At 65.6% G+C, this 23,139-nt stretch carries 26 protein-coding genes; 14 read left to right on the top strand and 12 right to left on the bottom strand.

What is annotated here, in order from left to right:
- Positions 1-90 precede the first annotated feature (90 nt).
- The 4 genes from mgtE (at position 91) to CSC73_RS01305 (ending at position 3,057) form a co-directional block, all read left to right on the top strand.
- Complete coding sequence (gene mgtE, locus CSC73_RS01320; protein ID WP_163838656.1) at positions 91-1,452, top strand: magnesium transporter; 1,362 nt, start codon at positions 91-93, stop codon at positions 1,450-1,452.
- Positions 1,453-1,568: 116 nt separating this feature from the next.
- The gene (locus tag CSC73_RS01315) at positions 1,569-1,805 is read left to right on the top strand and encodes a hypothetical protein (protein ID WP_163838655.1); all 237 of its coding nucleotides are present in this window, start codon (positions 1,569-1,571) and stop codon (positions 1,803-1,805) included.
- Positions 1,806-2,002: 197 nt separating this feature from the next.
- On the top strand, positions 2,003-2,764 hold the full coding sequence (locus tag CSC73_RS01310; RefSeq protein ID WP_246197258.1) for a carboxylesterase family protein: 762 nt from the start codon (positions 2,003-2,005) through the stop codon (positions 2,762-2,764).
- Between the two features lie 14 nt (positions 2,765-2,778).
- Positions 2,779-3,057, top strand: coding sequence for a hypothetical protein (locus CSC73_RS01305; RefSeq protein ID WP_163838653.1), 279 nt, complete (start codon positions 2,779-2,781; stop codon positions 3,055-3,057).
- 95 nt (positions 3,058-3,152) lie between these two features.
- Here CSC73_RS01305 and CSC73_RS01300 read toward each other — a convergent pair whose 3' ends face one another.
- The 3 genes from CSC73_RS01300 to CSC73_RS01290 are packed head-to-tail and all read right to left on the bottom strand — an operon-like array spanning position 3,153 to position 5,178.
- Entirely contained in the window at positions 3,153-4,097 is a 945-nt protein-coding gene (locus CSC73_RS01300; protein ID WP_163838652.1) for an aspartate carbamoyltransferase catalytic subunit, read from the bottom strand.
- Between the two features lie 57 nt (positions 4,098-4,154).
- The gene (gene ruvX / locus CSC73_RS01295) at positions 4,155-4,601 is read right to left on the bottom strand and encodes a Holliday junction resolvase RuvX (protein WP_163838651.1); all 447 of its coding nucleotides are present in this window, start codon (positions 4,599-4,601) and stop codon (positions 4,155-4,157) included.
- Between the two features lie 10 nt (positions 4,602-4,611).
- Positions 4,612-5,178, bottom strand: coding sequence for a YqgE/AlgH family protein (locus CSC73_RS01290; protein ID WP_163838650.1), 567 nt, complete (start codon positions 5,176-5,178; stop codon positions 4,612-4,614).
- A gap of 46 nt (positions 5,179-5,224) precedes the next feature.
- On the opposite strand from CSC73_RS01290, the gene CSC73_RS01285 reads away from it, so the two are divergent.
- Positions 5,225-5,764, top strand: coding sequence for a DNA-3-methyladenine glycosylase I (locus CSC73_RS01285; protein WP_163838649.1), 540 nt, complete (start codon positions 5,225-5,227; stop codon positions 5,762-5,764).
- A 163-nt stretch (positions 5,765-5,927) separates the two neighbouring features.
- Here CSC73_RS01285 and CSC73_RS01280 read toward each other — a convergent pair whose 3' ends face one another.
- The 3 genes from CSC73_RS01280 to CSC73_RS01270 form a co-directional block, all read right to left on the bottom strand.
- On the bottom strand, positions 5,928-6,776 hold the full coding sequence (locus CSC73_RS01280; RefSeq protein ID WP_163838648.1) for an NAD-dependent protein deacetylase: 849 nt from the start codon (positions 6,774-6,776) through the stop codon (positions 5,928-5,930).
- A gap of 64 nt (positions 6,777-6,840) precedes the next feature.
- Complete coding sequence (locus tag CSC73_RS01275; RefSeq protein ID WP_093282270.1) at positions 6,841-7,971, bottom strand: PilT/PilU family type 4a pilus ATPase; 1,131 nt, start codon at positions 7,969-7,971, stop codon at positions 6,841-6,843.
- Positions 7,972-8,104: 133 nt separating this feature from the next.
- Complete coding sequence (locus tag CSC73_RS01270) at positions 8,105-9,142, bottom strand: type IV pilus twitching motility protein PilT (RefSeq protein ID WP_093282275.1); 1,038 nt, start codon at positions 9,140-9,142, stop codon at positions 8,105-8,107.
- Positions 9,143-9,238: 96 nt separating this feature from the next.
- Between CSC73_RS01270 and CSC73_RS01265 the strand changes: the two genes are divergently transcribed.
- From CSC73_RS01265 to CSC73_RS01255, 3 genes are all read left to right on the top strand, one after another.
- On the top strand, positions 9,239-9,916 hold the full coding sequence (locus tag CSC73_RS01265) for a YggS family pyridoxal phosphate-dependent enzyme (RefSeq protein WP_163838647.1): 678 nt from the start codon (positions 9,239-9,241) through the stop codon (positions 9,914-9,916).
- A gap of 95 nt (positions 9,917-10,011) precedes the next feature.
- A complete protein-coding gene (gene proC / locus CSC73_RS01260) occupies positions 10,012-10,869 on the top strand; it encodes a pyrroline-5-carboxylate reductase (protein WP_163838646.1) in 858 nt (285 codons plus the stop codon).
- A 30-nt stretch (positions 10,870-10,899) separates the two neighbouring features.
- On the top strand, positions 10,900-11,352 hold the full coding sequence (locus CSC73_RS01255; RefSeq protein ID WP_163838645.1) for a DUF4426 domain-containing protein: 453 nt from the start codon (positions 10,900-10,902) through the stop codon (positions 11,350-11,352).
- Between the two features lie 76 nt (positions 11,353-11,428).
- On the opposite strand, the gene CSC73_RS01250 is transcribed toward CSC73_RS01255, so the two are convergent.
- Together CSC73_RS01250 and pdxH are read right to left on the bottom strand one after the other, a co-directional pair.
- A complete protein-coding gene (locus CSC73_RS01250) occupies positions 11,429-12,232 on the bottom strand; it encodes an ABC transporter substrate-binding protein (RefSeq protein WP_163838644.1) in 804 nt (267 codons plus the stop codon).
- A 124-nt stretch (positions 12,233-12,356) separates the two neighbouring features.
- Complete coding sequence (gene pdxH, locus CSC73_RS01245; protein WP_163838643.1) at positions 12,357-12,959, bottom strand: pyridoxamine 5'-phosphate oxidase; 603 nt, start codon at positions 12,957-12,959, stop codon at positions 12,357-12,359.
- A gap of 39 nt (positions 12,960-12,998) precedes the next feature.
- Here pdxH and CSC73_RS01240 point away from each other — a divergent pair, with 39 nt between their 5' ends.
- A complete protein-coding gene (locus CSC73_RS01240) occupies positions 12,999-13,814 on the top strand; it encodes a kinase (RefSeq protein WP_211840782.1) in 816 nt (271 codons plus the stop codon).
- A 47-nt stretch (positions 13,815-13,861) separates the two neighbouring features.
- Here the strand turns inward: CSC73_RS01240 and CSC73_RS01235 are convergent, their stop codons facing one another.
- Positions 13,862-14,065, bottom strand: coding sequence for a dodecin family protein (locus CSC73_RS01235; RefSeq protein WP_093284507.1), 204 nt, complete (start codon positions 14,063-14,065; stop codon positions 13,862-13,864).
- 129 nt (positions 14,066-14,194) lie between these two features.
- Between CSC73_RS01235 and CSC73_RS01230 the strand changes: the two genes are divergently transcribed.
- The 5 genes from CSC73_RS01230 to CSC73_RS01210 are packed head-to-tail and all read left to right on the top strand — an operon-like array spanning position 14,195 to position 17,896.
- The gene (locus CSC73_RS01230) at positions 14,195-14,737 is read left to right on the top strand and encodes a shikimate kinase (protein WP_163838642.1); all 543 of its coding nucleotides are present in this window, start codon (positions 14,195-14,197) and stop codon (positions 14,735-14,737) included.
- The gene (gene aroB, locus CSC73_RS01225) at positions 14,734-15,840 is read left to right on the top strand and encodes a 3-dehydroquinate synthase (protein WP_163838641.1); all 1,107 of its coding nucleotides are present in this window, start codon (positions 14,734-14,736) and stop codon (positions 15,838-15,840) included. The genes CSC73_RS01230 and aroB overlap by 4 nt, the downstream gene beginning before the upstream one ends.
- Positions 15,841-15,848: 8 nt before the next feature.
- Positions 15,849-16,103: a WGR domain-containing protein gene (locus CSC73_RS01220; protein ID WP_163838640.1), complete on the top strand. Its 255-nt coding sequence runs from the start codon at positions 15,849-15,851 to the stop codon at positions 16,101-16,103.
- 45 nt (positions 16,104-16,148) lie between these two features.
- Positions 16,149-17,240 (top strand): uroporphyrinogen decarboxylase, encoded by a 1,092-nt coding sequence (hemE, locus tag CSC73_RS01215; RefSeq protein WP_163838639.1) that lies wholly within the window; start codon positions 16,149-16,151, stop codon positions 17,238-17,240.
- 29 nt (positions 17,241-17,269) lie between these two features.
- Complete coding sequence (locus CSC73_RS01210) at positions 17,270-17,896, top strand: hypothetical protein (protein ID WP_163838638.1); 627 nt, start codon at positions 17,270-17,272, stop codon at positions 17,894-17,896.
- Between the two features lie 59 nt (positions 17,897-17,955).
- Here CSC73_RS01210 and CSC73_RS01205 read toward each other — a convergent pair whose 3' ends face one another.
- The 3 genes from CSC73_RS01205 to CSC73_RS01195 are packed head-to-tail and all read right to left on the bottom strand — an operon-like array spanning position 17,956 to position 23,102.
- Positions 17,956-18,558: an HAD family hydrolase gene (locus tag CSC73_RS01205; RefSeq protein WP_163838637.1), complete on the bottom strand. Its 603-nt coding sequence runs from the start codon at positions 18,556-18,558 to the stop codon at positions 17,956-17,958.
- Positions 18,559-18,571: 13 nt separating this feature from the next.
- Positions 18,572-19,531: a hypothetical protein gene (locus CSC73_RS01200; protein WP_163838636.1), complete on the bottom strand. Its 960-nt coding sequence runs from the start codon at positions 19,529-19,531 to the stop codon at positions 18,572-18,574.
- A 40-nt stretch (positions 19,532-19,571) separates the two neighbouring features.
- Complete coding sequence (locus tag CSC73_RS01195) at positions 19,572-23,102, bottom strand: hybrid sensor histidine kinase/response regulator (protein ID WP_163838635.1); 3,531 nt, start codon at positions 23,100-23,102, stop codon at positions 19,572-19,574.
- Between the last annotated feature and the right edge of the window lie 37 nt (positions 23,103-23,139).

The following is a 23,139-nucleotide window of genomic DNA, read 5'->3' as shown; positions in this document are numbered from 1 at the left end:
TCTCCGCATCGACGGGGGATAATGCGCGCATGAACACCTGACCTGCCGCCTCCCTCACGGAAGTGGCTTCACCGCTACCGGGAGTCGCGCATGGCTGAAGCCGTCCGCCACGACAAGACCGCGCGCCAACTGCGCTTGCTGTCCGACGCACTGGACAGCGGCCGGCTGGGCCCTGTGCGGCGCCTGATCAACACCCTGGCCCCTGCGGAGATCGGCAACCTGCTGGAGTCGCTGCCGCCCGGCAAGCGCGAGGTGGTGTGGGGACTGGTGGACGCCGAGGACGACGGCGAGGTGCTGGTGCACGTCGGCGACGAAGTGCGCGAAAGCCTGCTGGCCGACATGGACCCGGACGAAATCATCGCCGCGGTCGAAGACCTGGACATCGACGATCTGGCCGATCTGGTGGAAGACCTGCCGGACACGGTCATCGACGAAGTGCTCAAGTCGATGGACCGCGAGAACCGCGAACGGCTCGAGCAGGTCCTGTCCTACCCGGAAGACACCGCCGGCCGCTTGATGAATCCCGACGTGGTCACCGTGCGCGCCGACGTCAACGTGGACGTGGTGCTGCGTTACCTGCGCCTGCGCGGCGAACTGCCCGACCATACCGACCATCTGTTCGTGGTCAGCCGCCGCCACCAGTACCTGGGGCGCCTGTCGCTGGCCTCGCTGGTCACCCACGACGACAGCACGCCGATCAACCGCCTGATCGACGACGAGCAGCCGGCCATCGCGGTGGAGGATTCCGCCGATGCGGTGGCGCGCCAGTTCACCGACCACGACTGGATCTCCGCCCCGGTGGTGGACGACAACAACATCCTGCTGGGCCGCATCACCATCGACGACGTGGTCGACATCATCCGCGAACAGGCCGAGCACCAGGCACTGGGCGCCGCGGGTCTGGACGAAGATGAAGACCTTTTCAGCCCGGTCTCGCGCGCATTCCGCCGCCGCCTGACCTGGCTGGGCATCAACCTGGGCACCGCGTTCCTGGCCTCGTCGGTGGTCGGCCGTTTCGAAGGCACTATCGAGAAGATCGTCGCGTTGGCGGTATTGATGCCCATAGTGGCCGGCATGGGCGGCAACGCCGGCACCCAGGTGCTGGCGCTGATGGTGCGCGGCCTTGCCCTTGGGCAGGTAGGCGCGTCCAACGTGCGCGTCTTGCTGTGGAAGGAGTTGCGGGTGGCGCTGATGAACGGCCTGAGCCTGGGCCTGGTGCTGGGCGTCATCGTGTTCCTGTGGTTCCAGGACCTTCCGCTTTCGCTGGTGATCGGCAGTGCGCTGACCATCAACCTGCTGTCGGCCGCGACCGCCGGCGTGCTGGTGCCGTTGACGCTCAAGCGCCTGGGTTTCGACCCGGCCCTGGCAGGCGGGGTGATCCTGACCACGGTTACGGACGTGATGGGTTTCCTGAGCTTCCTGGGGCTGGCGACGGCGGTGCTGCTGCACTGACCCCCTCCACGCCGCGAGCGCTGGCGATGCTGCGCCAGCACAATCCGCCATCGCCCCAGCCACTGGCTAGAATGTCCCCGCCTTCATCCGAAGGTTATTACTTGGGGAGTTCGAGCATGTTCTGGATTGGCGCACTGCTCTGCATCGTCGGTGGCTTGTGGATCGTCGTTAATGCGTTCAAGGAAAGCATCTGGTGGGGCCTGGGCAGCTTGCTCATTCCTCTGGTCGGGTTGATTTTCGCCATCATGAATTTCGCCGAGAACAAGATTCCGCTGTTGTTGTACGCGATCGGCTTCGTGCTGTTGTTCGTGGGCGGCGCATTCTCCGGCCAGGCGCCGGTGGTCGCGCCCTGATCTGCGGTGCAACGCCCGCGGTCCGGTCCGTGGTCGCGGGCGTTGACGCCGGACATCAGCCGGAATATCCCATCCGGGATTACCGCCGGTTCATGCGCCGATCCGCTGCTGGCGCAAACTACCGCTTCTGCATGATCGCCACGAAGGACCTCTGCATGCCCGTTCTGCGCAATCGTTTCCTGACAGGATCAATACTGATGCTGGCCCTCTTATTCCTCGCAGGTTGCACAACCGTCCCCAAGCCCGCGGTCGGCGCACGATTTGTCGAACGCGAGGTCGTCAGTGACGGCGTGCGGCATCGCTATCAGGTGTTCGTGCCTGCGGCGAGCAAAACCGGAAAGCTCCCGGTAATCCTGTTTCTGCACGGCTCCGGCGAGCGCGGCTCGGACAACAAGATACAGCTCGACGCCGGCCTGGGGCCGTATGTGCGTCGGCATATGGAGGATTTCCCCGCCCTGGTCGTTTTCCCCCAGGTCGAAGAGAACGGCGAATGGATGGGCGCCAACGTCGACATGGCGTTGGCCGCCATGGAAGCGGCGACCAGGGAATTCAACGGCGATCCCCAGCGCACCTATCTCACAGGCTTGTCGATGGGCGGCTACGGCACCTGGGAAACGGCGCTCAAGGCGCCGAACCGGTTCGCGGCGCTGGTGCCGATCTGCGGCGCTGTCCTGGCGCCCGCTGGCGGACGGGCGCTCTATGTCACCGAAGTGGCCGACGCGCCCGACCCCTATGCCGCTCTGGCTTCCAGGCTGAAGCATGTGCCGGTCTGGATTTTCCACGGCGCCAAGGACGACGTGGTGCTGCCGTACGACGACCGCAAAACCTTCGCCGCGCTCAAGGCGGCCGGCGCCGACGCGCAATACACCGAATTCCCGGACGAAAACCACAACTCCTGGGACGCCACCTACCGCCACGACGCCATGTGGAAGTGGCTGTTCGCGCAGCGCAAGGATTGAGGCGGCACCCGGCCATGGCGGAAATCGTCCGCAACTACTTCACCCCGGGCTGGCGGACCGACCGCATCGCCTGCGTATGCGGATGGGACGGCGATCCCAGCAAGATGCAGATGGAGCTGCACGAGGAAGTGACGGACTACGCCTGCCCGGCATGCGAGAGCACTTTGCTGATCGTGTCGCATCCGGACATCGATCAAGTCCGACAAGCGGCTGCCGACGGCAATGCGGAAGCGCAGCAGCAGCTGGCGCTGGTGGAAGAAGCGCTGGCCTTGCACGGCAAGGGCGATCGCTGACGTTTCCCAGGGGCCGGCGTAGGAGCGACGTGAGTCGCGAAACCGCAGACATTCCGGTCCGATATTCGCGACTCACGTCGCTCCTACGCCGGCATTTAGGCGAGCAACGATTCCAGCACGGCCATGCGGATAGCGACGCCGTTGCTCACTTGACGCAGTACCAACGATTGCGGTCCGTCGGCGACCTCGTCCGTGATTTCCACGCCCCGGTTGATCGGCCCGGGATGCAGAACGACCGCATCCGCAGCCGCACGACGCAGCCGCGCGGCGGTCAGACCGTAACGGGCGTGGTAATCGTCCAGCGACGCCACCAGCCCTTCTTCCATGCGTTCGCGCTGCAGGCGCAGCATCATCACCGCATCTACGCCTTCGAGCATGGCGTCGAAATCCTCGCCCTGGGTGCAGCCTGCCAACGCGCTGTCGTCAGGCAGCAGCGAGGACGGCCCGCACACGCGGATCTCGCCCATGCCCAGCGTGCGCAATGCATGCAGGTCCGACCGCGCCACCCGCGAGTGCTTCACGTCGCCGACGATGAGCACCTTGAGTTTCGAGAAATCGGCGCCCTTGGCCTGGCGCAGGGTCAGCGCATCCAGCAGGCCCTGGGTGGGATGCGCGCTGCGTCCGTCGCCGGCGTTGATGATGGTGGTGCCTTCGCCCGCCTGCGCCGCCAACGCCTCGGCCGCGCCGTCTTCGGGATGGCGCACGACGAAGCCGCGCACGCCCATCGCCTCCAGGTTCTTGAGCGTATCCAACGCGGTCTCGCCCTTGCGCGCGGAAGAAGTCGACGCGTCGAAGTTGATCACGTCAGCGCTCAGCCGCTGAGCCGCGATCTGGAAAGAGCTGCGCGTGCGCGTGGAGGGTTCGAAGAACAGCGTGCAGATGGTGGTGCCGAGCAGCGAATTGCGTTTCTGCGTGCGCCCCAGCGCGGCATCGCGGATCTGGCCGGCGCGATCGAGCAGCCGGCACAGGGTTTCTTTCGGCAATCCTTCCAGTGTCAACAGGTGGAGCAGGCGTCCGTCCGAATCGAGTTGTTGGGTCATGCATCAGTTCCAGGTCGTGAAGCCGTTTGTTCCTTCTCCCTCTGGGAGAAGGAACGCCTAAATCCGTGTCGCATCGTGCGGAGCCGCCAGCCAGCGTTCGATGATCACCGCAGCGGCCACCGCGTCCAACGCCGCGGCGTCGCGGCGGCGCTTGCGGCCTTCGGCGCGGTCCAGCGCGAAACGCTGCGCGGCTTCCACCGAGCTGGAGCGTTCGTCCACCAGCACCACCGGCAATTGGTAGCGCGCTTGCAGTTCGCGCGCGAAAGCGTGGGCGCGCAAGCGGATGGGCTGGTCGCCGCCCTCCATCGTCATCGGATCGCCCACCACCAACCCGTCCGGGCGCCATTCCGCACGAAGCTTGTCGATCGCCTGCCAGTCCGGACCGCTGCCGTGCACATCGATCACCGCCAGCGCACGCGCGCCGCTGCCGAAAGCGCTGCCCACCGCCACGCCGATGCGTTTGGCGCCGACGTCGAATCCCAGCACCGTGCCGTCCAGCTTCATGGCCGTCCGCTCATGCGTGCCCGCTGTAGTCGGTCACGCGGGTGATGTCGACGCCGATGCGTCCGCCCGCGGCCTGCCAGCGTTGCTCCAGAGGCAGCGCGAACAGCAATTCGTAGTCGGCCGGCGCGGTAAGCCAGCTGTTCTCACCCAGCTCGTACTCCAGCTGCCCGGCGCCCCAGCCGGCGCAGCCCAGCGCGACCACGACATGCTCCGGGCCGGCGCCTTCGGCCATCGCCTCCAGGATGTCGCGCGAAGTGGTCAGCGCCAATCCATCGCCGATCGCCAGGGTGGAATCCCACTGGCGGCCGCCGTCGTGCAGAACGAAGCCCCGTTCCGGATGCACCGGGCCGCCGTTGAGCACGATCTGGTTGCCAAGCGCGGGATCCCGCACTTCCAGGTTCATCTGCGCCAGCACGTCGCCCAGGGTGTACTCCGAAGCGCGGTTGACCACCACGCCCATCGCGCCCTCTTCGTCGTGCTGGCAGATCAGGGCCACGCTGCGCGCGAAATGCGGGTCGTTCAGCGCCGGCAGCGCGATCAGCAGCTGGTTGGAGAACTTGGCGGAAATCGCGGACATGGGCCCATTCTAGAGCCTCGTATCGCTTCCGGGTTAACCTGTGGCCATGACGACTTATTGCGATTTCGCGCCCGGCCACCCGGTCCACGGTCCGTACCACGACCGGGAATACGGCTTCCCGCAAACCGGGGAATCGGACCTGTTCGAACGCCTGATCCTGGAGATCAACCAGGCCGGCCTCAGCTGGGAAACCATCCTGAAGAAACGCCAGGGTTTCCAAACCGCCTACAGCGGCTTCGACGTGGACAAAGTGGCCCGCTACGGCGAAAAGGACCGCGCCCGCCTGCTCGCCGACGCCGGCATCATCCGCAACCGGCTGAAAGTCGATGCCGCCATCCACAACGCGCAGGTCGTCCGCGGCCTGCGCAAATCCCACGGCGGATTCTCGCAATGGCTGGAGGCGCACCACCCGCTGACCAAGGCCGAATGGGTGAAGCTGTTCAAGAAGACGTTCCGCTTCACCGGCGGGGAGATCACCGGGGAGTTCCTGATGAGCCTGGGCTACCTGCCCGGCGCGCACCGGGAGGATTGCCCGGCGTTCAAGCGCGCGGCCAAGCACAAGCCTGCCTGGATGCGCAAAACGTAGGGTGGGCCTTGGCCCACCATTGCCATGCATCAACCCGCAATGGCAATCATCGAAAACGGCTCCACCACCGCACACGGTATTGGCATAGGCCAACCCCTCCCTACGGAGCTTCGATCTTTGTCGTCGCAAGAGTACGCAGGGCAATGGTGGGCCAAGGCCCACCCTACGGCGCTGGCGAAATTAGCGCGCTCTGCAACGTCGCCGCACAATCCGCTTCGATCTTCAGCGACGCCAAATCGTCCGCGCGCGTGCGGCCCTGATTGAGAAGGGCGATGGGCTGCCCCGCCTCATGCGCCATCCGCGCAAAGCGAAATCCTGAATAGACCATCAGCGACGACCCCACCACCAGCAGCGCGTCGGACGCTTGCAGCGCAAGGCGCGCTTGCTCGTAGCGGGCGCGTGGCACGTTCTCGCCGAAAAACACTACATCCGGCTTCAACATGCCCCCGCAGGCCTCGCACGCGGGCACGCGGAACCCGCTGAAGTCGCGACCTTCCAGGTCGGCATCGCCGTCGGGCGCGGCCCCGGCGCTAAGTCCGGCCCATTGCGGATTTTCCCGCGCCAGCCGCTGCTGTACCTGCGTGCGTGGGTAGCGAGTGGCGCAATGCAGGCACACGACCTCGTCGATGCGTCCGTGCAGGTCGATGACACCGCTGCTGCCGGCGCGCTCATGCAGGCCGTCCACGTTCTGGGTGACCAGGCGCGAGATCCAGCCGGCGGACTGCGCCCCTGCCAGCGCGCGGTGCGCCGCATTGGGCTCGGCACGCGACACGATCGGCCAACCGATGAAACTGCGCGCCCAATAGCGCGCGTTGACCGCGGGGTCTTCGACGAAATCGCGATAGTTCACCGGCGGCGTGCGCTTCCATCCGCCCAATGCGTCGCGGTAATCGGGAATGCCCGAGCCGGTGCTGCAGCCGGCGCCGGTCAGCACGAACACGTGCCGGTAGCCATCCAGCCAGCGCCGCAGTTTCGCGGCCGCCTCGCCGCTGTCGGGATGCAGATCGATCATGCACCGATTGTCCATGAAAAAAGGGCGGTCGCCCGCCCTTCGTTCGCAATTCCGAAGCGGCGGATCAGCGCGCCTCGGCGATCTCCACCCCGTCCAGCCCCTGCGCCAGCGTGCGCGCGTCGCCGCCCTGGGCCAGCTTGATGCGCAGGCGCACTTCGTTCTGGGAATCGGCGAAGCGCAATGCGTCCTCGTAGCTGATCTCGCCGGCCTGGTAGAGCTCGAACAGGCTCTGGTCGAAGGTCTTCATGCCCAGGTTGGTCGATTCCTTCATCACTTCCTTGAGCTTGTGGATTTCGCCCTCGCGGATGTAATCCTGGATCAGCGGCGTGCCCAGCATGATCTCCATCGCCACGCGGCGGGCCTTGCCGTCCGGGGTCGGGATGAGCTGCTGGGCGACCACGCCCTTCAGGTTCAGCGAAAGATCCATCAGCAGTTGGCCGCGGCGGTCTTCGGGGAAGAAGTTGATCACGCGGTCCATGGCCTGGTTGGCGTTGTTGGCGTGCAGGGTGCACAGCACCAGGTGGCCGGTTTCGGCGAAGGCGATGGCGTGGTCCATGCCCTCGCGGGTGCGCACTTCGCCGATCATGATCACGTCCGGCGCCTGGCGCAGGGTGTTCTTCAGCGCGTTGTCCCAGCTGTCGGTGTCTATGCCCACTTCGCGCTGGGTGATGATGCAACCCTCGTGCTTGTGCACGAATTCGATCGGGTCTTCGATGGTGATGATGTGGCCGGTGGAATTCTGGTTGCGGTAACCGATCATCGCCGCCAGCGAAGTGGATTTACCGGTGCCGGTGGCGCCGACGAAGATGATGATGCCGCGCTTGGTCATGGCCAGCGTCTTGATGATCGGCGGCAGGTTCAGTTCTTCCACGGTGGGAATGCGCGCCTCGATGCGGCGCAGCACCATGCCCACCTGGTTGCGCTGGTAGAAGCAGCTGACGCGGAAGCGGCCCACGCCGGCCACGCCGATGGCGAAGTTGCACTCGTGGGTCTTTTCGAATTCCTCGCGCTGCGCCGGCGTCATCACGTTCAGCACCAGGTCGCGGCTCTGCTGCGAGGTCAGCGGCGTCTGCGTGATCGGCGAGATCTTGCCGTTCACCTTGATCGACGGCGGCATGCCGGAAGTGATGAACAGGTCCGAGGCCTTCTGGTGGGCCATCAGCTTGAGGAACGAGGTGAAATCGATGGTGCTCATGGTGTGCTCCTGCGGAGCTGGGAATGGGGAATCGAGAATCGGGAATCGTCAAAGCCGGATTTCGGGTGGGGTTGGAACACGGCAGTCGCTGTTGCTTTTACCATTCCCTATTCCCCGTTCCCGATTCCCGGCCTCATTCGAACAGGCGCTTGTCCTTGGCGTATTCCTTGGCCTGGTGGCGCGTGATCAGCGAGCGCTTCACCAGATCCTGCAAATGCTGGTCCAGGGTCATCATGCCGCTCTGCTGACCGGTCTGGATGGCCGAATACATCTGCGCCACCTTGTCCTCGCGGATCAGGTTGCGGATGGCCGGCGTGCCCACCATGATTTCCCATGCCGCGGTACGGCCGCCGCCGACCTTCTTCAACAGCGCCTGCGAAATCACCGCGCGCAGCGATTCGGACAGCATCGAGCGCACCATCGGCTTTTCGCCGGCCGGGAACACGTCGATGATGCGGTCGATGGTCTTGGCCGCCGAGCTGGTGTGCAGGGTGGCGAACACCAGGTGTCCGGTTTCCGCGGCGGTCAGCGCCAGGCGGATGGTTTCCAGATCGCGCAACTCGCCTACCAGGATGATGTCGGGGTCTTCGCGCAACGCCGAGCGCAGCGCCTCGTTGAAGCCGTGCGTGTCGCGGTGCACTTCGCGCTGGTTGATCAGGCACTTCTGCGAGGTGTGCACGAATTCGATCGGATCCTCGACACTGAGGATATGGCCGTACTCGTTCTTGTTGATGTGGTCGATCATCGCGGCGAGCGTGGTCGACTTGCCCGAGCCGGTCGGACCGGTGACCAGGATCAGGCCCTGCGGCTGTTCGATCAGCTGCTTGAACAACGGCGGGCAGCCCAGGTCTTCCAGGGTCAGCACTTCCGAAGGAATGGTGCGGAACACGGCGCCGGCGCCGCGGTTCTGGTTGAACGCGTTGACGCGGAAGCGCGCCAGGCTGGGAATCTCGAAGGAGAAGTCGACCTCGAGGAATTCCTCGTAGTCGCGGCGCTGCTTGTCCGACATGATGTCGTAGACCAGCGAATGCACCTGCTTGTGGTCAAGCGCCGGAATGTTGATGCGGCGCACATCGCCGTCCACCCGGATCATCGGCGGCAGGCCGGCCGACAGATGCAGGTCGGAGGCTTTGTTCTTGACCGAGAACGCCAGAAGTTCGGCGATATCCATACGCTGCTTTCCCCAAAATTGCTGCGACAGCTGGAACGATACATCCCCGAGAGGCAGTATACCCACCTTGCCGCGATATCCAACGGTTGAAGGATTATGCTCGCACAACGCCTCAGCGCGATACTCCAAAGCCTTGAAAACGCGGCGATTGCGAGCGATCGGCCACCGCCGCGCTTACTGGCGGTTTCCAAGACCCAAACTGCGACGGCGGTCGCGGCTCTGGCCGCCGCCGGACAGCGCGCTTTCGGGGAAAATTACGTTCAGGAAGCTCAAGCCAAGATCGGCGCGTTGGCGCAGGCGGGATTGGAGTGGCATCTGATCGGCCATCTGCAATCCAACAAGGCCGAAACGGCCGCGAACCTCTTCGACTGGGTGCAGACCGTGGACCGGTTGAAACTGGTCGCCGCGCTCGCCCGCTTCCGTCCGCCGCATCGCCCGCCGCTGAACGTGCTGGTGCAGGTCAACATCGACGACGAGGCCAGCAAACACGGTTGCGCCCCGGAACAGGTCGCAGAACTGGCCGAGGCCATCGAGCGGGAACCGCGCCTGACCCTGCGCGGACTGATGGCGATCCCGACACCGCATGCCGACCTGGAAGCGCGCCGCCCCGCCTATCGCAGCATGGCGGCTCTGTTCGATGCATTGGCCGCCCGGCACAGCTCGGTGGACACGCTTTCCATGGGCATGAGCGACGATTTTCCGCTGGCCATCGCCGAAGGTGCGACGATGGTGCGTATCGGCACCGCCCTGTTCGGCCCGAGAAGCCGGGAATAGGGAATGGAGAATGGGGAATCGGTAAAGGCCCCAGTTCCCACATCACGACTCATTAGCGAACACCGTGGATCACCTTCCAAAGGCATCAAGACCGAATGACAAGCCCTTCCCCCGTTCCCCATTCCCCATTCCCTATTGCCGGCTCCATCGCCTTCATCGGCGGCGGCAACATGGCGCGCAGTCTGATCGGCGGCCTGATCGCACGCGGTGCGAGCGCCGCAAGCATCCGGGTTGCCGAACCCGTCGAGGTCGTCCGCGAATCCCTGGCGAGGGATTTCGGCGTGCCGGTATTCGCCACTGCGCAGGAAGCCGTTGCCGGCGCCAGCCTGTGGCTGTTGGCGGTGAAGCCGCAGGTCATGCGCACGGTATGCCAAGGCCTGTCGGCCCAGGCGCAGGAGCACGGCGCGCTGGTGGTGTCCATCGCCGCCGGCATCACTGCCGGGCAGATGCAGCGATGGCTGGGCGACGGCGTCGCCGTGGTTCGCGCCATGCCCAATACCCCTGCTCTGCTGGGCGCGGGCGTGACCGGATTGTTCGCCACCCCGCAGGTCGATGCGAGCGGACGCGAGCGAACCGAAGCCCTGCTCTCGAGTGCGGGCAAGACGGTCTGGATCGACGATGAAGCCAAGATGGACGCGGTGACCGCGGTTTCGGGCAGCGGACCGGCGTATGTGTTCCTGCTTGCCGAAGCGATGGAGGCGGCGGCGAAGCAGGAAGGCCTGAACGACGATGCCGCGCGTACGCTGGTGCTGCAGACCATTCTGGGTGCTGCGCGCATGCTGACCGAATCGGACGAAGAACCGGCCGAACTGCGCAAGCGGGTGACCTCGCCCAACGGCACCACCCAGGCGGCGATCGAGGCGTTTCAGGAAGGTGGCTTCGCCAAACTGGTCGGCAAGGCGATCCATGCAGCCAGCGAACGCGGAAAGGAATTGTCGGCGGCGAACGACTGAATCGGCATGAAGACTCACGAGGCCTCTCCAATGAAATATCTTTCGCTTTGTCTGCCGCTCCTTCTTTTCACCGCCTGTTCGGCGGCCGAAAAGCCGCGCGCCGCCGAATTCGTCCCGCCCGCCGTATCCTCCGCCGATTTCGGCGACTTGCGCGTGCACTACAACGCCCTGCCCACCCTGAGCCTCAACGACGCCGTGGCGCGGGAGTACGGCGTGACCAAGGATGCCGGCTCGGCGATGCTGGTGGTCGCGGTGAGGCGCCTGGAGAACGGCGAGGAAACCAGTGCCGAGGCCGAGGTTTCGGCGGAGGCTTTCGACCTGCAGGGCGCGCGGCAGCACATCGAATTCTCGGCGGTGAAGACCGGCCAATACACCGATCACATCGGCGTCTTCACGATCCATGCGCGGGACAGCTATCGCTTCGAGGTCACCATCAAGGCCGATGGCCGCGCAGAGAAAGTGAAGTTCCAGCGCAATTTCTGAACCCGTAGGAGCGGGCCCTGCCCGCGACGCTCTTGCCATTTGATTTGAGAAAAAGCGTCGCGGGCAGGGCCCGCTCCTACAGTGGGTGCTGACGGAGCGACCAGGCCTGGATGATCTTTGCGATCTCGCGCACGCCGTCGGTCAGGGCGGCCGGTCCGGGCTGCAGGATGAGCGGCGACTTGATTTCGTGCAGTTCGCCGTCGCGCACCGCGGGTATCGCCTGCCAACCCGGGCGCGCGGCGACTTTCTCCGGCCGGAATTTCTTGCCGCACCACGAACCCAGGATGATGTCGGGCGCGCGGCGCACCACTTCGCCGGCGTCGGCCAGGATGCGGTGTTTGGCCAGCGATTCCACCGAACGTTCGGGGAACACGTCGTCGCCGCCCGCGATGCGGATCAGCTCGGCGACCCAGCGGATGCCGGTGATGGGCGGCTCGTCCCATTCTTCGAAGTACACCCGCGGCCGCCGCGCCAACGTCGCGGAGTCGCGTTCGATCCGCTCCAAACCATGCTGTAGCTCATCGGCATAGGCGTTGGCCTTGTCGCCTGCGCCGACCAGCGCGCCCAGGCGACGGATGTAATCGAGGATTCCTTCGACGCTGCGGTGATTGGATATCCACACTTCGACGCCCTGCTTGATCAGCTCGGCGGCGATCTCGGACTGGATATCGGAAAAGCCGATCACGAAATCGGGCTCGAGCCCGAGTATTTCGCCGATCCTGGCGCTGGTGAACGCGCTGACTTTCGGTTTTTCCTTGCGCGCGATGGCCGGACGCACGGTGAAGCCGCTGATGCCGACGATGCGGTGCTGTTCGCCCAGCGCGTACAGCGTTTCGGTGGGCTCTTCGGTGAGGCAGACGATGCGTTGGGGCCCCGTCACCGCTTGCCCCGTCGTAGGAGCGACGTGAGTCGCGAAACCAATTTTTCCGAGTGCCCGCTTTCGCGACTCGCGTCGCTCCTACGGCCATTCCAACGGTCGCTCCCAGGCATGCCGGCCGTCCGGGTCACGGATAAAGCATCCGCTTCGACCATTCGCCAGCGGCGTCGCATTCGTAGCGCCAGCGCTCGTGCAGGCGGAACTCGGCGCCGTACCAGAACTCGAAAGCCTGCGGCACGACGCGGAATCCGCTCCAGCCTTCCGGCCTGAGAATCTCGCGCCCTTCGAATTCCGCTTCCACCTGAGCGATGCGGTCATCGAAATCCTCGCGCGATTCCAGTGTCTCCGATTGAGCCGAAGCCCATGCGCCCACCTGGCTGGGGCGCGGACGCGAAGCGAAATACGCATCGGCTTCGGCCTCGTCGACTATCTCCACCACGCCTTCGATCCGCACCTGGATGCCCGCCGCCCGCAGGCTGCGCCACAGGAACAGCAACGCGGCGCGCGGATTTTCCTCCAGCTCGCGGCCCTTGTGACTGTGCAGGTGGGTATAGAACACGAAGCCGTGCTCATCGAATGCTTTGAGCAACACCGTCCGTGCCGAAGGCCGCCCGTCGGCGGTGGCGGTCGCCAAGGTCATGGCGTTGGGCTCTATTTCGCCGCTGCTGGCCTTGGCCTCGGCGAACAATGCCGTGAAAGTAGCGAGCGCTTCTGCGTACAGGTCTGTCATTCGATGCTTCTTGTCGGGGCCTTGCGCTATTGTCGCCCCATGACCGCCGACACGCACGCATCCGGCAAAGGATTCGGGGAATCCCTGGTTTCCACAGCGCTGGATGCCGCGCTCTCGCTTCCCCGGCCCACGCCTGTGTTCGCCATCGCAGGCCTGCAGGGCAGCGGAAAGTCCACACTGGCCGCACAGGTGGCCGGACTTGCGGAAAAGCGCGGACTTCGCGTCGCGGTGCTTTCCATAGACGATTTCTACCTGGGCCGGGACCAGCGCCAACGGCTGGCGCGCGAGGTGCATCCCCTGCTCGCCACGCGCGGGCCGCCCGGCACCCACGACCTCGGCCTGGCGCTGGAAACCATGGAAAGCCTGCGCGCGGGCCGCGCAGCGCGGTTGCCGCGCTTCGACAAGCTCGCCGACGACCGCTTGCCGGTCGCGCAGTGGCCGACGGCGGAGCAACGTTGCGATTTCGTGCTGCTGGAGGGCTGGTTCCTGAAAACGCCGCCCCAGAACTCCGATGAACTGATGACGCCGGTCAACGCGCTGGAACGCGACGAGGACCCCGACGGAAGCTGGCGCAGGTGGTGCAACGCGGCCCTGGCCGACGACTATCCCCGGCTGTGGCGGACTATCGATGCGCTGTGGTTCTTGCAGGGACCGGGCTTCGAAGTGGTGCCGGAATGGCGCTGGCAGCAGGAGCAGACGCTGCGCGCCGCCGATCCGGGCCGCGCGGCGATGACGCGCGCGGAAGTCCGACGCTTCGTGCAGTTCTTCGAACGGGTAAGCCGGCAGGCCCTGCGTACCCTGCCGGCGATCGCGGACAAAACCGTTTCCGTCGACGAACAACGGCGGCCTTTGTAGAGCCTGCCCCGTACTGGATACGGGGGCGGGCAGTGCCCGCCCTGCCTTTACTGCACCACGAAGGTGATGCGCAGGTTGACGCGCCATTCGGTGACGTTGCCGTTGTCGTCCGTGACGACCTTGATTTCGTTGACCCAGGCGCCCTTGATGCCCTTGACGGTTTCCGAGGTCTTCTTGAGGCCGTTCTTGACGGCGTCTTCCATGCTGGTCTTGGAGGCGGCGTTGACTTCGATGATCTTGGCGATCGACATGGCTTGATCCTTCGGTTTGGCGGATTGCGCCGGACTCACGAAGGTAGCCCCGTTGCCGTTAACGCGGCGCCAGCGATGCGGGCGGCCAGCGATGTCGGCGGCGTGAGCCGGTGATAGCATCTGTTCGACATGAATCCCGCCCCCAATCTGATCCTGGTAGGCCCCATGGGGGCCGGCAAGACCTCCATCGGCCGGCGCCTGGCCGAGCGTTTCGGCCTGGAGTTCGCCGATGTGGACCAGGCGGTGGTCGAGCGCTGCGGCGCCACCATCAACACCATCTTCGAACACGTGGGCGAAGCGGGTTTCCGCGAGCGCGAAAAGGCCGCTCTGGCGCAACTGCTGGCCCAGGAAGGGAAAATGGTCTCCACCGGCGGGGGCGCGGTACTGGACCGCGACAATCGGTCGTTGATGCAGCGGCGCGGATTCGTGGTCTATTTGCGCGTCGGGGTCGAAGCGCAGCTCAAGCGCCTGGGACGCGACCGCGCCCGGCCCTTGCTGCAGCGCGGAGACCGCGAGCAGGTATTGCGCGATCTGACCGCCGTTCGCGAGCCTTTTTATATGGAAGTGGCCGACCTGATGCTGGATACCGATGACCTGTCGCCAGGCGGGGCGACCTCCACCCTGGCGCAATTGCTTGCCGCCCAATGGCAGCGCAGCGAGCGTGCGGCATGAATGGCGTTTCGCGCACCGTCGAAGTGGGCGGCCAATTCCCCTACCGGATCGTGATCGGTCCTGGCGCGCTGGCCGACGGAGCCGCCCTGGCCGGGCATGTCCGCGGCCGGCACGTATTGCTGGTGAGCGATTCGACGGTGGCGCCGCTGTATGTCGCCACGGTGCGCGAAGCTCTGCACGAGGCGCGCCCCGATCTGCTGGTGGGCACCTTCGTATTGCCTGCGGGCGAGGCCTCCAAGACGCTGGCCAATTTCGGCGCGGCTATCGAAGCCCTGGCCGTACTGGGAGCGACCCGCGATGCCTGCATCTTCGCGCTGGGCGGCGGCGTGGTGGGCGATCTGGCCGGTTTCGCCGCGGCCTGCTGGATGCGCGGCGTGGATTGCGTGCAGCTTCCCACCACTTTGCTGTCGATGGTGGACTCCTCGGTCGGCGGCAAGACCGCTGTCGATATCGCCCAGGGCAAGAATCTGGTCGGCGCCTTCCACCCGCCGCGCGCGGTGTTCGCCGACACCTCCACCCTGCGCACCCTGCCGGCGCGCGAGTTGCGGGCGGGGCTGGCCGAAGTCATCAAATACGGTGCCATCCGCGATCCGCTGTTCCTGGAATGGCTGGAAACCGAGCGCGAAGCGCTGCTGGCCAGCGACGACGCGGCCCTGGCCATGGCCATCGCGCGCAGCTGCGAGCACAAAGCCGAGATCGTGGAACGCGATCCGCTGGAACGCGGCGAACGCGCCTTGCTCAACCTGGGCCACACCTTCGGCCACGCCATCGAGACCGAGCAGGGCTACGGCAGCCCGCACAACGACAACCTCAACCACGGCGAGGCGGTCGCGGTCGGCATGGTGCTGGCCGCACGCCTGTCGGCGATGCTGGGCTTGGCGGAAAACGCCGACACCGACCGGCTGATCGCCTTGCTGCGGGCCTACGGCCTGCCCACCTCGATCCCGCCTGGCCTGGCGCCCGAAGCGCTGCTGGCGCGCATGCGCCTGGACAAGAAAAACCTGGCCGGCCGCCTGCGGTTGGTGCTGTGGCGCGGGATCGGACGCGCCGAAGTGGTGCCCGATGTGGACGAAAACCGCGTGCTGGCGGTGCTCTCCGGCTAAAATGGGCCATGCGCCTGTTCCTCCAGCAACGCCCGACCGCGGGCGAATCGCCCCGCTACGTGCAGCTGACCCTGCAGCCCGATCTGTTCGGCGGCTGGGAACTGCTGCGCGAAACCGGCCAGCTGGGCGGCCGCGCCCAGCTCAAGCGCGAGCAATACCTGCTGCAGGACGAGGCCACCGCCGCTTTCGAGAAAGCGCGCGACGGCCATATCAAACGCGGCTATCAGGTCACCTTCGTGCGCGGCGCCGACGCGCCCAAATGAGCGCACCCGCGACCTGATCCCCCTTTTTCTTTTCCCGGATCCCTCATGACCGCTCTGAAGAACGACCGCCTGCTGCGCGCGCTCAAGCGCCAACCCGTGGACTGCACTCCTGTCTGGCTGATGCGCCAGGCCGGGCGTTACCTGCCCGAATACCGCGCCACGCGCGCCAAGGCCGGCAGCTTTCTGGCCATGGCCAAGAATCCGGAGATCGCCTGCGAAGTCACCCTGCAACCGCTGGCGCGTTTCGATCTGGATGCGGCGATCCTGTTCTCCGACATCCTCACCATTCCCGATGCGATGGGCCTGGAGCTTTATTTCGTCGATGGCGAAGGCCCCAAATTCCGCAATACGGTGCGCAGTGCGGCCGACCTGGCCAAGCTCAGCGTGCCGGACATGGAAACAGAACTGCGCTACGTGATGGACGCGGTGCGGGTGATCCGCCGCGAACTGGACGGCAAGGTGCCGCTGATCGGTTTCTCGGGCAGCCCGTGGACGCTGGCCTGCTACATGGTCGAGGGCGGCGGCAGCAAGGATTTCGCGCGCATCAAGGCGATGGCGCTGAACGACCCGGCCACCCTGCATGGATTGCTGTCGGTCAACACCGACGCGGTGATCGCCTACCTGTCCGCGCAGCGCGCGGCAGGCGCGCAGGCGTTGCAGGTATTCGATACCTGGGGCGGCGTGCTCAGTCCCGCGATGTACCGCGAATTCTCCCTGCCCTACCTGACGCGCATCGCTCGCGAACTGGAGCGTGGCAGCAATGTCCTTCGACAGACTCAGGATGATCGGGATGATTTCACTCCGCTGATCCTGTTCGGCAAGGGCAACGCCGCGCACTTGGAAGCGTTGGCCGAAAGCGGCACCGATGCGGTGGGCGTGGATTGGCTGGTGGAACTATCCGAAGCGCGCCGCCGCACCGGCGGCAAGGTCGCCTTGCAGGGCAACCTGGATCCCGCAGTGCTGTACGGCTCGCCCGAGGCGATCCGCGCGCAAGTGGGCAACGTGCTGGCCAGCTACGGCCAAGGCTCGGGACATGTATTCAACCTGGGCCACGGCATGTCGCCGGACATGGATCCCGAGCACGTGGCCGTGCTGGTGGATGCCGTGCATGCGCTGTCGGCGCGCAACCCGGCTTGAGCCTTGCCGGGATCGCCCTGGAGCACCGCATGCAATGCCGCCGCCTCGCCCTTGCCGCGCTTTTCAGCCTGTCAGCGCTGGCATGGCCCTGCCTGGCGGCAACGCCCGCGCCCGTGCTGCAATTGTCGGGGGGCGATTTTCCCGATTTGATCGTCCATCAACCCAGGTTCGACGATGCGGGAAACCAATTGCCGATGGCCTGCGATCAGATTCGCGCCAAGCGCATCGACGAACTGGACCCGCTGTGGAAACGCAGCGTGGATCGCATCCATCTGGAGTGCGAGGACCTGAAAGCCGATGAAGCGGGTTTCGACATGGTGGCTACCGTCATCACCGGCTTTCTGAAGGAAGGCACGGCGCAATTCGCCGGGCAGCCCTTGGCCGAGGTGAGGCTGATGGACTCGGACTTGTGGAGCGACCACCAGTACATCCTGCAGCGGCCTTACCCGGAAACGCGCGAGGCGCTGAAGCGTTTCATCGAATCGCGTTGCCGCGCGCAGCAGGACAACCCGGCCGCGCTGGTGGACAGCCACTGCGCGCTGACCGATAGCGAGGAAGGCCTGTACCTGGAAGCCAGCGAGCTCGGCGGCATCTGGGTGCATGCCGAAGAAGGCTACCCGGACCGCACGGTCTACGCCGAAGCCTGGTCCGACTGAGGCGAGCGATCGCGCGGTCGGTTGCTTTGCATGCCCGCCTTCCTGTCGATGCGAACCGGTCAAGGCACGGCGGTCATCGCCCGCCAACGGAAATAACCATGGTCGGCCATGGCCAGCATCTCATCGTCTTCATGGGTATCGCCGTAGGCGTACACCGCAGCGTATTCGTCCAGGTCGTAGCGCTCGCGTATCCGCCTGGCCTTTTCCTTGCCCACACACTGCATGCCCAAGTAGCGGCCGTTCAGTACGCCGCTGGTCGCCGCGAGCCGAGAACAGAGCAACTCCAGGCCATGTTGCTTGCACCAGGGAGCAAGGTAAGCCTCCAATGACCCCGATACGACGACGACCCGATCTCCCTTCGTCTGGTGCCAGCGGATTTTTTCCATTGCATTGGCTCGCAATGCCCCGGCAATGATGTCCGACGCGAACGCCTCGCCGGCACGCCGAATGTCTTCCACCGGCACGCCGCGGAAACCGAAAGCCACGATGGCGGCCCTCACCGCATTGCCGGGAACCATGCCCAGCCGGTAGCCGGCCACGAGCGGCGCAAGCAGAACCTTCCCGCATGCCAGCCTGCGCGGCGTTACCGCAAAGCGCATGAAATCGGGAAACATTTCGCGGGTGGTGATGGTGCCGTCGAAATCGAACAGGGCCAGGTTCAATGCGTTTCCTTACTCAAGAGACACCGGTCGCGCGCGTTCTCAGCGGCACGGATTGATTGCCCTTCTCGCCCGAAGGCGCGCCGAATTCAAGGCGGATTTCGCGCATGTCCTTGGGCACTTCTGGATTCATGTCTTCGGCAGGACCGCAGCCCGGAACCAGGCGGCCGCTCATCGGCATGGAAAGGAATTGCATGACGATGGCCTCCGAAGATTTCGCGTCCAGCGCCTCGATCCGGTCCGCGTAGGCGACGGCCGACAGCACGCCGTCCTTGTCCGTTGCCGCCAACTGACCCGGCGCGTCCTTGATCAGCGCCGCCTTCTCCACGATGGGCGGCGGCATCCAGCAATCGCCGGTACTGCGCAGCGTCGATTCGCGCACCACCGCAGCCATGAACTTCTCCAGCTGCTTTTGCGTTCCGCGCCGCGACAGCGATTTCTCTTCGACGCTGAACCTGCCTTTGATGAAATACAGATCGCTGACCAGCATCACCATCGCCGAATGGTAAGTCTGGCCTTCGCGCACCAGCCGCATCGACGTGGAGTAGGCGGTGATTTTCTGCTTCTGCGCACCGCTGCCCTGGGTGAACACGACCGGCGCGATCGGATCGATGTCGGCAGCGCTGTAGCCAGCGGAAAGGCGCAGCCCTTCCAGCGTGCTTTCCATCGCTTCGCCCAACTGTTCGTTGGTCAGGATCCCCGCAGGATAGAAATACAGATCCATCCAGCGATCCTTCTGGAGGCCGTGCACGTAGCGCACCGAGGCCCCCAGTTCCCGCTGCTCGTAGAGATGCTCGCCTTGGGCCTGCCAATCGCCGATCCGCAGCGGATAGATCACGCGCGTTTCCTTCAGGAATCCGCCCAGGAACGGCGTCTGGACGCTACCGGCATCAGGCGCTATCGGCGCCTGGGCCATGGCCAGCGGTGCGGCCAGCGCCAGCAGCGATAGGGCGAATCGTTTGCACGGGAAACTCATGCGGGCGCCTTCTGATTCGGCACGTGCGGTCGTGAACGGCTCAAGCGCGGTTGCGGGGTCGCATCATCGCCCGCTCGATGGCCGCGGCCAACAGATCGCCGGTCACCGGTTTGCGCAGGAAACCATCGAAACCCGCCGCCTGCGCCAGCGGTTCGGCTTCCGCGTCGGCGCGTGCGGTGACTGCGATCAACGGCGCCTCGAACGATTGGGCGCGCAACTGGCGGGCGAGAGCCAGCCCGTCCAGGCCCGGCAGATCCAGGTCCAGCAGCGCGATGTCGAACGCCTGCGCCGCTGTTTGCGTCAGCGCCGCCAGACCGTGCGCGGCATGGCTGACCTGGTGGCCGCGCGCGCGCAGCAGGCCGGCGATCACTTCGGCCACGGTGGCATCGTCCTCGACCAGCAGGATGCGCAGCGACGGCAAGGGCGCCGAGGGATCGGCACGAGGTTGTCGAGGCAGTTCGGCGGCCGTGGCCAGCGGCAATTCCACGATGAAGCAGGTGCCCTGTCCCGGTGTGCTTTCCACGCTGATGCGCCCGCCCATGGCTACGGCGAGCTCCTGGCAGATCGCCAGGCCCAGGCCGCTGCCGCCGTAGCGCGCCGCGGTGCGCGCGCCCTCGGCCTGCTCGAAACGCTGGAACAGGCGGGTTTGCTGTTCCTCGCTGATGCCGGGTCCGGTATCGCCGATCGCGAAGCGTATCCCTTGCGGCAGGCAAGGCGAAACGCGCAAGGTCACCCCGCCTTTCTCGGTGAATTTGATCGCGTTGCCCAGCAGGTTCAGCAGGATCTGCCGTACCCGCATCGGATCGCCCTGCAGCGCCGCCGGCACGCTGGCCGATACTTCGTCGGAAAAGCTGAGGCCGTGTTGCTCGGCCAGCGGCGCGGTCAATCCCGCCACTTCGTCCACCAGCGCGCGCACGTCGAAATCCTGTTGCTGCAACTCCAGCTTGCCGGCCTCGATGCGCGCGATATCCAGCGCGTCGTTGACCAGGCGCAGCAGATGCGTGCCGGCGTTCTGGATGGCATGGGTGTAGCCGCGCTGTTTCTGGTCCAGCGGCGTGGCCAGCAGCAGTTCGCTCATGCCCAGCACGCCGGTCATCGGCGTGCGCACCTCGTGGCCCAGCGTGGCCAGGAAACGGGTCTTGGCCAGCGAAGCCTGTTCGGCCAGGTCGCGCTTGTGTTCGGCCAGCTGCCAGGCGTTGCGGCGGCGCAAGCGACGCCGGTACAGAGCGCCGGCGACGCCCAGCAACAACAGGCCCAGCACTACGAACGACGCGATTCCCCATTTGCTGCGCCACCAGGGCGGCGACACCTGGAAGCGCAGCACGCGCTCGGCCGAAGCGTTACCCGCATCGTCGAAAGCCTGCATGCGCAACACATAATCGCCCGGCGACAGAGTGGAGAACGCGCGCTCGCCGCTGGCGCCCTGGTCCACCCAATCCTTGTCGAAGCCTTCCAGCAGCGAGCGATAGCGGTTGACCAGCGGGTCGTCGAAGGAAAGCAGCCGCGCGCTGATCTGCAATTCGTGATCGCCCGGCCGCAAAGCGAAGCCGCCCGTGACCGGCAGCGCGACGATTCCGTCGTCGCGGCTGACCTGCAACGCATCCAGCACCAGATGCGGCGTGACCGGCGCCGGGTCGGGCAGGCGCGTATCCAGCAGCATCACCGAACCGTCGGCCGCGCTTCCCGCCAACACGCCGTCGCGGGTGATCAACAGGGCGCGGTCGTTGAATTCCTGGCTCAGCAAGCCATCGCGCGCGCCGTAATTGCGCACCTGGCCGGTCCGTGGATCGAAACGGAAAAGCCCTCGCCGCGTGGCCAGCCACAGTCGTTTCTGCGCGTCGATCTGCAAACCGGTAGATTCCAGCGCCGGCAGACCATCCGCGCTGGCGATGCGCCTTGCCAGCGTCCAACCGCCGGAAGCGCCGCGATGCCAGGCCTCCAGCCCGGACAAACGGTGCAGCCAGAGACGGTCCGGACTCTCGAACACGAAACCGAACACGCGCTGCTCGCCGAACGCAGGCAGGGCGACGAACCTGCGTTGCGCCGATTGCCAGCGCCGCAAACCCTTCGCACCTGCCAGCCACACTGCGTTATCGGGCGCTAGCGCCATCGCTTCCACGTCCGACAGCGGCGAACCGTCCGCATTCACCGGCAGGGTATCCAGCACCTTGCCGGTATCCAGGTCGCGACGCTGCACGCTGCCCATCTGGGTGGACAGCCACAATCCATCGGGCGCTTCCACCAGCCAGTCCACCGTGCTTTCGTCGGGATGGGGGTCGTGCGGGGCGTCGGTCTCCCAACTGCGCATTTCTTGGGTCGTCAGGTCGATCCGCATCAATCCCTTGCGGTAGCCCAGCCACAGGCGGCCCTTGCTGTCTTCCAGCGCCGAAATGAGCCGGATGTCCTTCAATTGCTCTTCGTACAGCCCCAATGGCGTGATTTCGCCGGTGCGGGTGTTGAGGCGTTCCACTTTGCCGATCGTACTGACCAGCCAGATATGGTCCGCTCCTGAGGCGGAGAGACCACGGTAAACGCCCCCGCCAAGCCCCTGTGCGCGCGAGAACGCGGCAATACGCCGCCAATCCGAACGCAAATAAGCCAGGCCCTTGGTCGGCACGGGCACCCACATGCCTCCGTCGGGTTGCAGCAGCGCGGTCTGCACCACGCGTCCGATGCCTGCGCCCAGATCGTCGTGGACGACCGGCGAGGGAGCGCCGTTGCCTTCGGTGCGCCACAGGCCGCCCTGGCTGGCCAGCCAGTATTCGCCGCTGCCGTCGCTCAGTATCGTCATCACCGCATTGGGTCGGGCGAACATCGGCGACCACTCCGGCGTCTGCCAGCGGCCGTCTGCGCGCCACTGGAAAACGCCTTCGGAGGTGCCGACCCATTGCGTGTCGCCGATGCGGGTAACCGAATAGACGATCAGGTCTTCGCCGGCCGGCGTCGCGACCCGGCGCACGGTCTTGCCGTCGAAACGGGCCAGCCCGCCCATGGTGCCTATCCACAAGCCTCCTTTCTGGTCGAAGGAAAGCGACAGCACCGTGTCGGATGGCAGCCCGTCGGGCGTCTTCTCGTCGGCGCGAAAGCTGCGGATGCTTCCTTGCGGCGACAACCGGTGCAGGCCGCCGCCGAAAGTGCCGAACCACACCTCCTTGCCCCGGCTGGCGATGGTGAACACATCGTCGCTGCCCATTTCCGGATGGTCGGCCATGCGGTAGTGGCGGAAACCCTTGCGGTCGGCTCCCATCACGCTCAGGCCGCCGTTTTCGGTAGCCACCCAGATGCGGTCGTCGCCGTCGATGTGCAGCGCCTGTACGACGTTGCCGGGCAGCGAAGCGGGATCGTCGGGATCGTGGCGCCAGGTTTGAAAACCCACCCCGTCGTAACGCGCCAGGCCGTCCCAGGTGGCGATCCACAGATAGCCTTCGCGGTCCCGCGCCAGCGCCGGGATGGTGGTGGCGGGCAGGCCGTCGGCGGAGCTCAGCAACCGGAAACGCGGAATTTCGGGCACGGCCGCCTGCGCGCCGGCGCACAGCATGACCAGTCCCAGCAACCAGACGCACCGCCTCATTCCCTACCCCACTTGATCCGCTTCCCTGTCCGGGCAG

Source organism: Pseudoxanthomonas sacheonensis (assembly GCF_010093305.1).
In the GTDB taxonomy this organism is placed as follows: domain Bacteria; phylum Pseudomonadota; class Gammaproteobacteria; order Xanthomonadales; family Xanthomonadaceae; genus Pseudoxanthomonas_A; species Pseudoxanthomonas_A sacheonensis.
The sequence above is the reverse complement of the archived record's forward strand: the minus strand, read 5'-3'. Positions and strand labels throughout refer to the sequence as shown.

Coding starts and splice junctions, on each gene's coding strand:
- mgtE (WP_163838656.1), top strand. CDS start 91: ATGGCTGAAGCCGTCCGCCACGACAAGACCGCGCGCCAACTGCGCTTG.
- CSC73_RS01315 (WP_163838655.1), top strand. CDS start 1,569: ATGTTCTGGATTGGCGCACTGCTCTGCATCGTCGGTGGCTTGTGGATC.
- CSC73_RS01310 (WP_246197258.1), top strand. CDS start 2,003: ATGCTGGCCCTCTTATTCCTCGCAGGTTGCACAACCGTCCCCAAGCCC.
- CSC73_RS01305 (WP_163838653.1), top strand. CDS start 2,779: ATGGCGGAAATCGTCCGCAACTACTTCACCCCGGGCTGGCGGACCGAC.
- CSC73_RS01300 (WP_163838652.1), bottom strand. CDS start 4,097: ATGACCCAACAACTCGATTCGGACGGACGCCTGCTCCACCTGTTGACA.
- ruvX (WP_163838651.1), bottom strand. CDS start 4,601: ATGAAGCTGGACGGCACGGTGCTGGGATTCGACGTCGGCGCCAAACGC.
- CSC73_RS01290 (WP_163838650.1), bottom strand. CDS start 5,178: ATGTCCGCGATTTCCGCCAAGTTCTCCAACCAGCTGCTGATCGCGCTG.
- CSC73_RS01285 (WP_163838649.1), top strand. CDS start 5,225: ATGACGACTTATTGCGATTTCGCGCCCGGCCACCCGGTCCACGGTCCG.
- CSC73_RS01280 (WP_163838648.1), bottom strand. CDS start 6,776: ATGATCGATCTGCATCCCGACAGCGGCGAGGCGGCCGCGAAACTGCGG.
- CSC73_RS01275 (WP_093282270.1), bottom strand. CDS start 7,971: ATGAGCACCATCGATTTCACCTCGTTCCTCAAGCTGATGGCCCACCAG.
- CSC73_RS01270 (WP_093282275.1), bottom strand. CDS start 9,142: ATGGATATCGCCGAACTTCTGGCGTTCTCGGTCAAGAACAAAGCCTCC.
- CSC73_RS01265 (WP_163838647.1), top strand. CDS start 9,239: ATGCTCGCACAACGCCTCAGCGCGATACTCCAAAGCCTTGAAAACGCG.
- proC (WP_163838646.1), top strand. CDS start 10,012: ATGACAAGCCCTTCCCCCGTTCCCCATTCCCCATTCCCTATTGCCGGC.
- CSC73_RS01255 (WP_163838645.1), top strand. CDS start 10,900: ATGAAATATCTTTCGCTTTGTCTGCCGCTCCTTCTTTTCACCGCCTGT.
- pdxH (WP_163838643.1), bottom strand. CDS start 12,959: ATGACAGACCTGTACGCAGAAGCGCTCGCTACTTTCACGGCATTGTTC.
- CSC73_RS01240 (WP_211840782.1), top strand. CDS start 12,999: ATGACCGCCGACACGCACGCATCCGGCAAAGGATTCGGGGAATCCCTG.
- CSC73_RS01235 (WP_093284507.1), bottom strand. CDS start 14,065: ATGTCGATCGCCAAGATCATCGAAGTCAACGCCGCCTCCAAGACCAGC.
- CSC73_RS01230 (WP_163838642.1), top strand. CDS start 14,195: ATGAATCCCGCCCCCAATCTGATCCTGGTAGGCCCCATGGGGGCCGGC.
- aroB (WP_163838641.1), top strand. CDS start 14,734: ATGAATGGCGTTTCGCGCACCGTCGAAGTGGGCGGCCAATTCCCCTAC.
- CSC73_RS01220 (WP_163838640.1), top strand. CDS start 15,849: ATGCGCCTGTTCCTCCAGCAACGCCCGACCGCGGGCGAATCGCCCCGC.
- hemE (WP_163838639.1), top strand. CDS start 16,149: ATGACCGCTCTGAAGAACGACCGCCTGCTGCGCGCGCTCAAGCGCCAA.
- CSC73_RS01210 (WP_163838638.1), top strand. CDS start 17,270: ATGCAATGCCGCCGCCTCGCCCTTGCCGCGCTTTTCAGCCTGTCAGCG.
- CSC73_RS01200 (WP_163838636.1), bottom strand. CDS start 19,531: ATGAGTTTCCCGTGCAAACGATTCGCCCTATCGCTGCTGGCGCTGGCC.
- CSC73_RS01195 (WP_163838635.1), bottom strand. CDS start 23,102: ATGAGGCGGTGCGTCTGGTTGCTGGGACTGGTCATGCTGTGCGCCGGC.